5 protein-coding genes and 1 tRNA gene are annotated in these 6,172 nt (G+C 44.8%); 1 reads left to right on the top strand and 5 read right to left on the bottom strand.

Translation table 11 applies throughout. The features are described 5' to 3' along the window. Positions 1–120 precede the first annotated feature (120 nt). On the top strand, positions 121–732 hold the full coding sequence (gene pyrE / locus F6K53_RS34750) for an orotate phosphoribosyltransferase (protein WP_075898130.1): 612 nt from the start codon (positions 121–123) through the stop codon (positions 730–732). A 29-nt stretch (positions 733–761) separates the two neighbouring features. Here pyrE and F6K53_RS34745 read toward each other — a convergent pair. The 5 genes from F6K53_RS34745 to F6K53_RS34725 form a co-directional block, all read right to left on the bottom strand. After that, positions 762–834 (bottom strand) — tRNA-Met (locus tag F6K53_RS34745). 674 nt (positions 835–1,508) lie between these two features. Further along, a complete protein-coding gene (locus F6K53_RS34740; protein WP_293065158.1) occupies positions 1,509–3,872 on the bottom strand; it encodes a peptidoglycan DD-metalloendopeptidase family protein in 2,364 nt (787 codons plus the stop codon). A 150-nt stretch (positions 3,873–4,022) separates the two neighbouring features. Continuing rightward, positions 4,023–4,178 (bottom strand): hypothetical protein, encoded by a 156-nt coding sequence (locus F6K53_RS34735; RefSeq protein ID WP_293083854.1) that lies wholly within the window; start codon positions 4,176–4,178, stop codon positions 4,023–4,025. Between the two features lie 1,083 nt (positions 4,179–5,261). Further along, a complete protein-coding gene (trmL, locus tag F6K53_RS34730; protein WP_293018498.1) occupies positions 5,262–5,723 on the bottom strand; it encodes a tRNA (uridine(34)/cytosine(34)/5-carboxymethylaminomethyluridine(34)-2'-O)-methyltransferase TrmL in 462 nt (153 codons plus the stop codon). 245 nt (positions 5,724–5,968) lie between these two features. Next, positions 5,969–6,172: hypothetical protein (locus tag F6K53_RS34725; RefSeq protein WP_293083851.1), on the bottom strand; the 204-nt coding region annotated here is incomplete at its 5' end.

Raw genomic sequence — 6,172 nt, 5'->3', positions numbered from 1 at the left:
TATTAGGGGGAAACTACCCCAGCGGGTGAAAGAATACCCACCAAATCCAAATCAACCGGTTTGATGGTAGCTTGTAGGCTCCCATTTTCCCTTGACTCTAGGTTTTTTTCAGTAAGTTTCATGAACAACCAATTTCAAGCTCTATCCACCCCAAAAGATTTACCTCTCCTGCGACCTTTTCTGCTGGATTTGTTTTGTCAACTGGCTTACCAAGAGGGTGATTTTGTGCTTTCGTCGGGGCAGCGTAGCTCTTATTACATCAATGGTAAACAGGTTACCCTTCATGCTCAAGGAGCATTGGCAATAGGACGTTTGCTATTCTCAATGGTACCTGCTGATACTCAAGCTGTTGCTGGCTTAACTCTAGGGGCAGATCCGATCGTGAGTGCGGTTAGCATTGTTTCTGCCATAGAAAACCGCCCTATCCCTGGTCTAATTATCCGCAAACAGCCAAAAGGTCATGGAACCAGGGCATACATTGAAGGGCCTTCTTTGCCCACAGGAGCCAAAGTAGTGGTATTAGAAGACGTGGTGACTACTGGGCAATCAGCCATGAAAGCCGTGGACCGCCTTAAGGAAGCTGGTTACCAGGTAGAGCTGGTAATAGCCCTGGTTGACCGGCTGCAAGGTGGAGCCGAGCTTTATCAGTCAGCTGGGCTAATGTTTAAAGCTCTGTTTTCGATTAACGAAATCCGAGAACACTACCAGGGTTCTCTTGATCAATCCAGCTGACTAGCTTATGTTGACTATCTAATTAGGTATGGCTCAGGCGGGATTTGAACCTGCGACCTCGGGCTTATGAGTCCCTTGCTCTAACCACTGAGCTACTGAGCCTTTTTTTTAACCCTTATCTACTATAACATATCAATGCCAATAATTTCTATAATAATTTTTATTCCTTTCTTGATGCAGTCGCTCATGGGGGAAACCCCCAAGACCGCGCTGCATCGCTGAGCAAAAGTTGAGTTGACATACTGCGTGCGCACCCATCGAACGGAACAGATAAAGGGGTATACGGAAAAGGTAGAAGAACAATAGGAAAGGTAATTCCTGCTTCAGACAACCACTTTCCCTTTAGCTCAAGGGGCTAAGGGTGATTATAGCTATTGTTTGAGAAGGTGAGGAAGAGTAGGAAAGTTCCGATACTTTTTAGCTACCAAAATCTACCAAGGTAGATCTTAGCCCGCCAATCCAAGATGCTTTCACATCCAGGGGGTATCTCCGCGCTTCTCTGACGGAATATCCCGCGAGCGCCATAAAAATGTCAAAAAAGTTCGTTCCACCGGGATCTAAGCGCAACTATTAAACCCTTGGTTTTCGGCTTTAATTTAAGCTACATAATAATCCCTGTTGGTGTTCCCCTAATTTAAGTCTAACAAATAATAAAAGTTTTTGGTAGACTCTGCGACATTTTCGATTAGCTTTTACTCACCTTACCCTTTTCCTCTGTCTCCTCCTTCAACCTAGTAATTTTGCCTGATTGGGAGACTTCCCTTGAAATCACTCCATTACCGTCTTCTAGGCAAATAGGCCATTGGATTGGCAGCTCCCCGACCTCTGGGATGAAGCTCAAAGTGTAAGTGAGGACCAGTGCTATAACCTGTGCTACCCATAGCGGCAATTCGTTGACCTTGGCCAACCTGTTGTCCACGACGCACAAAAATTCTGCTGTTGTGGGCATAAAGGGTCAGACTTCCATCAGGATGCTTGATTTCCACCAATTTACCGTAACCACCTGAATTCCAACCAGCACTGACCACAACACCAGGGGCTGCTGCTATAATCGGTGTCCCAATGGGAGCTGCAATATCAATGCCCTTGTGCATCCGTCCCCAACGCCGACCATAACCTGAGGTAAGCACACCATTACTTGGCCAGATATATCCGTTAAAGCGGTTAGGGCTATCTGGCAAGTACATATCTGGTTGAGACAGAGGTGGCACTCCTGGTGAAACAGGTTTTCCTACCGGTATGCGGATTATTGGGTTAAATCGTTCCGGTGGGGCAGGAGCTACAGCTATCCTTCTCGGTTGTGATACCTCAGGTGGAGGCACAGGAATGGCAATAGAACTGCGTCTAGTTTTCTGAGGTAGCTGAGGTCTTGGAATAGCAATAGGAGCCTGTGGAGCTGTCGGTGGCTGCGGTAATAATTGCCACTCTTTTGTACCGCTTGCTTGATTATTCTCAGGATTGAACTGGGGAGTGATCTCAACAGATTTAGACTCCTTATCTGAGGGTTCAGCAACTGCCTCGTTAGTAGGAACTCCTAGGTTGATTGGTTTGTTTTCCTCTGGGCTGGTTTTATTCTCCCGGATTTCTTCTCGCATCTTGAGAATATCAGCCCTTAATTTTTCAACATAGGAGTTGCGCTGAGAGTTAATAGACTCTAAGGGCTGATTTTCAATAGAGGAATTAGCCTGAGCTAACAGACCACTGTCTGAAGTCGATTGAGTCAGAATCGTCTCAGTTAACGGTTTTACCTTAGGTTTTTCCTGTATAGATACGGGTGTGATTTGATCTCTACTAGTAGAAGTCTTAACAGAGATAGTTCCTAAATCCAATGGTCGCGCTATTCCTGGCTTCCAAGATTTAGATTTCCGGCTATTGCTAGATAGCAAGGTAAAAGAGGACTTTTGGTGATCGAATCTCCTAAATTGAGGAATTTTCAGCTGTTGATTAATTTCAATTAGGTGAGGATTATCTAGCTGATTGGCTAAGACTAGCTCTGAGCGGGATAAACCATAGCTACGGGCAATAGAATCGAGGGTTTCACCAGCTTTGACCTGGTGAAACGAGTTGCCAGTAGATGACAGCCTAGTTCCCACCACCACTGGCTGTGGTACATTTAGTTGCTCTGTAGTTACCTTGGTTGTAGCCGATGCAATTCTTGGAGTACTGACCTTGAAAACTGATGGTTTGACTGCCGATATGACAGTTGTTTCTGGAGTCGGTACTGGAATGACCACTGGTAGTGGCTCAGATCTAGTTGATTGGGTTAAGGCTGGTGATACAGCAACTTTCGGCATTGGCTGTGGGAGCAGCGCCGGAGCTGTAGGTACCGTAACAATGGGCTGCGATGTTTGTGTTACTGAACCCTCAGGTTTTAGCACTGCAGGGGGTAAAGTGTGTGGGCTAGAACCAAGGGTCGCTGATGCCAGTTCATAAGACTTGTTAAACTCCTCGGACCTCAACTGAACCAGACTTTTGCTCAGACGGTTTCGATGTTTTTGAAGGCGCTTGAGGGCTAGGTCTTGTCTAGCTTTTAAAAGATTATTGGTCTTGTCGGAAACAGCTTGTGATGCATCCGTTGACAGGTTACCCGATTTTGAGACTGGTGCAGATGCTAGCAACTGTTTTGGCTCTACACCCTCAGACTTAGATGAGGCTTTGACATCAGTACCCTTAACCTCACCAATGGTAGACTTCCTGGCTATTGGGAGAGTTTCATCGGTTTTGAGCTTGTTAAAATTCGCGTTCGCGTAGCGTCGGCTTTGCCGAATCGCAAGTTCTGAGGGTGAGGCTGGCTTTGATTCGACACCCCCTTGTCCCTCCTTAGCCGGGTTTAGCAATGAGGGGATTGAAACAGCGGTAACCTTAAATTCGGCTGCTGGTAGATTCGTCCCACTTGGCTCAGGAGCAACTGGCTCGAATGCCATTGCTTCATCACCCTGTTGAGGTAATAGTAACCCAGATGCCCCCATGGAAATCGCCAATCCAATCATGGCTGCTGAGGTACGAGCCTTACGGTTCACCTCAAGGGGAATTGCTGCACCGACCGGATGATTACTTGCAGGTAGTTTCGATGGCGAATCTGATGACTCTGCTGCACAGGTCGGAACATGATTGACCTTATCAGTAAGTGTTCCTTTCAAAAACGTCCTCCTGGTGTTTGACGAGCGCTTAACAGTTCCTGATTTATTTTTTACCAGTCAATGATGTGACTCACTTCTAAAGTGTGATCCAAATCACATCTATTTGGGAGACTTAGCAAAGATTACCGTGCTTCTTTGATTTAGACAAGCTCACATGACTACTAAAAAATTTATTCCTTGACGGCAATAGCTAGATACACCTTGAAGCCATTGATAGGTAATTATCCTTAGACAACTAGGTGGACAACATCCCATAGCAGAGATATTGTCGGGATTGACCACGGCTGCCGTTCCGGATTCCTGCATATGCTGCATATATATGCATATAAAGTAACTGGCTAATCAGGCGTTCTCCGGGAAACCACCCTCAGTAACCCAAGAAAATCGAGCATATTTGCTGATTATTCTGTTTGAGCGCCATAAAAACAGCGATGGGACTCTCGAAGCAACTGACTGATTACAGCTGAACTCTACGGGAATTTTGGGTAAGACAACAACCGTATAATCCTGTATCAACCCGGATCTTAATCGTGGGTTGCTAGTTGATGGTGTGCTCACAAAATCCTTCAAATCCTCCTTTTATCTACTGATAGCTGGTTTGGTATACTGATCACTCCCCATTTGATATCAGCAAAATCTATGGGTAATTTCTCGGTAATCCTACTCTTTATGATAGAAATTTCTTATATGTGTTAAGTAATTTCAGTCTTCTAGATAGCTTAATTTCTGGTGAGTAATTCTACACACACTAACTCATTCAACCAAGGTGCGTCCGGCCAGCTGTAGGCTGACAGTCCTTGATTCTACCCAAAGATGCTTGTTTTGACGTCTTTCCCTGATTAAAACAGACTTGTGCAACAAAACGTTTTTACACAGTTTAACCAAATCTAAAAATCTAGTTATTGATTGATCACCTAGGGAATTCGCTGAGAGGGATTGTTTTTCACAAAAATTACACATTTATACAGACATTTCCTATTTACACCATCAGTAGAGGATAAATTAGGCATTTGAACTCTAGCTATAGTGTTTAAACCCCTGAAGGGGGATAAGTATGTTTTGAGTGGGGCAATCAGCTGCTCCCCATGTAATTTTTCTATCGTAGTCCGGCAACAGTGGCACGAGGGAAACAGCGACTTTAGTCGCCGTCGATATTTCTATTGACACCCGATTTCAGGAGTGATATATTAAAGTGCTAAGCTTTAATTAAGGATTAAACGGTTAAGGCTTAAACGTAAATCGATACAAGTAAATCGATACAACTAAATCTATAAGAAAAATCTATACAAGTAAATCTATACAAAAGAAATCTATATCAAAAATTTATACAAATAGGACTGGGGAAACCAAGTAAACTTAGTAAGTCCTAATTATTAACACAGAAAACACCTATTCCAAGTAACCCAACTGACGCCTGGCCTCAAATAAGCCAAGGGCAGCACTGACGGAGAGATTTAAGCTGCGAACTCCCGGCTGGGTCATGGGGATAAAGACTTTAGCCTGACAAGCATCTAAGACATGGGGAGGCAAACCTGTGGTTTCGCAGCCAAACAATAACCAGTCCTTGGGCTGAAACTGAAACTTGATATAGTTGTATGTTCCTCTCTTGGTAAAGCCAATCCAACGCCCCTCTTGCTTCTGGTGATAGCTGACAAATGCATCAAGGGAATCATGATATTTAAGATCTACATAGGGCCAATAATCTAGTCCTGCTCGTTTCAAGTAGCGATCGCTAATTTCAAAACCCAACGGACCCACTAAGTGCAATTGAGTAGTGGTGGCGGCGCAAGTTCGGGCAATATTGCCGGTATTCGGTGGAATTTGCGGGTTGATTAAGACAACTTTTACCATCATTTCAACTCCAATTCCCCTCCCGCTAAGTCTTTGACTATAACGGGAGGGGAATTGGAGACCAGATTTGTTGTTCTTTCCGATGATATCCGCTAGAATGGATAAATCGGAACACCGATTAATGCGCTCAAAAGAGCAGCGGTTTATGTGCAAGCTGAAAAGCCTCTGCTAAAGACATGAACCAAAAACTAACAAGTAAGCCCGATGTTTGATGCTCCTAGGTCGCCGCTAGGCGAAGGGAGGGTTTAGAGGCTGTTTGGCTCAGCCAGTAAGAGTTTTGTACTCTTGCGAATCCCTGGATATAATCTTGATTTAGCCATGGGAGATTTCAATGGAGCCGTCGGGATTTTCCTGTTCGCGTAGCGTCGGCTTTGCCGAAAGGCGATGTGGGAGTGCGGCTCGTTCCTAGGAGGAGCCTCCTGAAACAGGAGAGGTATGACTAGGGGGAT

Source organism: Moorena sp. SIO4A1, from assembly GCF_010672065.1.
In the GTDB taxonomy this organism is placed as follows: Bacteria; Cyanobacteriota; Cyanobacteriia; order Cyanobacteriales; family Coleofasciculaceae; genus Moorena.
This window is presented reverse-complemented; position numbering and strand designations above follow the sequence as displayed.